1 protein-coding gene is annotated in these 1130 nt (G+C 47.5%); it reads left to right on the top strand.

Translation table 11 applies throughout. The annotated features are described in order from the left end of the window. A partial coding sequence (locus tag R7M72_RS25425; RefSeq protein WP_318056501.1) for an ExeM/NucH family extracellular endonuclease occupies positions 1–1130 on the top strand: 1130 nt, incomplete at both ends.

The following is a 1130-nucleotide window of genomic DNA, read 5'->3' as shown; positions in this document are numbered from 1 at the left end:
TCAAAGAAGGCGAAACTCTGCGTGATGCGTTAGAGCGCCATGAAGGGATGCAAGTGACGCTGAACTCAGCCAGTGATTTGTTTGTTACTCGCAACTTCTCTTACGATTACGATTCAAAACGTAACAACATGATGTTGTCGCACCAAGCTCCACTCTTTAAGCCAACTCAGCTTCACGCAGCAGACAGTGCAGAAGCGGTCGCGTTAGCAAAACAAAATGCAGAGAATCGAGTTTTCCTAGAATCTGATGCTAAAGCACCGAACGGCAAAATTCCTTACTACCCTGAGTTTGGTCAAGATTTGGATCAAGACGGTTCATCTGAACAGCACATTCGCTTAGGTTCGCGCGTTGAAGGTTTACAGGGCGTAGTGAATTACAGCTACAACGAATACCGTCTGATCGCGACGAACGATGTAAATAACACTAACTTTGTGGCTGCGGGTGATGGTTTTGATGTAGAGCGTAAAGCGGCGCCAGCTATCGCAGAGTCGGATTTACGCGTTGCAAGCTTTAACGTGCTTAACTACTTCACTTCGGTTGCAGACAGCGGAAACAACAACCCGACAGGCCAAAACCGTGGCGCGACGAATCACGATGAGTTCTTGATCCAACAAGCGAAGATCGTGTCTGCGATGAACAAGATGGATGCTGACATCATTGGTTTGATGGAAGTGGAGAATAACGGCTTCGGTGATGGCAGTGCTGTGCAAAACTTGGTGGATGCATTGAATGCGGAAATCGATGACGCAGACGATCATTACACTTACGTTGAAATCGCAGATAAAGACAAGTACCAAGAAGAGTACTTCGGAAGTGATGCGATCATGGTTGCTATCTTGTACCGCGCGAAAGTGGTCACGCCAAAAGAAGCGGCGAAAGTGATCTTCACGCCAGAGCAGCACATTGCCGAAAACACCATTACTCGTAAAGATGGTGCTGAGAGCAACCCTGCGTACGACAAATACCAACGCCACAGCTTGTTGCAAACCTTCACGGTACAAGAGAGCGGTGAAGATCTTTCTATCGTCGTTAACCACTTCAAATCGAAAGGTTCTGAATGTATTGAAGAGTGGATCGCTGGCGTAGAAGACTCGGAGCCTGCGGATCTGCAAGGCAACTGTAACAACTTC

Source organism: Vibrio sp. YT-18 (genome assembly GCF_033337345.1).
Lineage (GTDB): Bacteria > Pseudomonadota > Gammaproteobacteria > Enterobacterales > Vibrionaceae > Vibrio > Vibrio alginolyticus.
The sequence above is the reverse complement of the archived record's forward strand: the minus strand, read 5'-3'. Positions and strand labels throughout refer to the sequence as shown.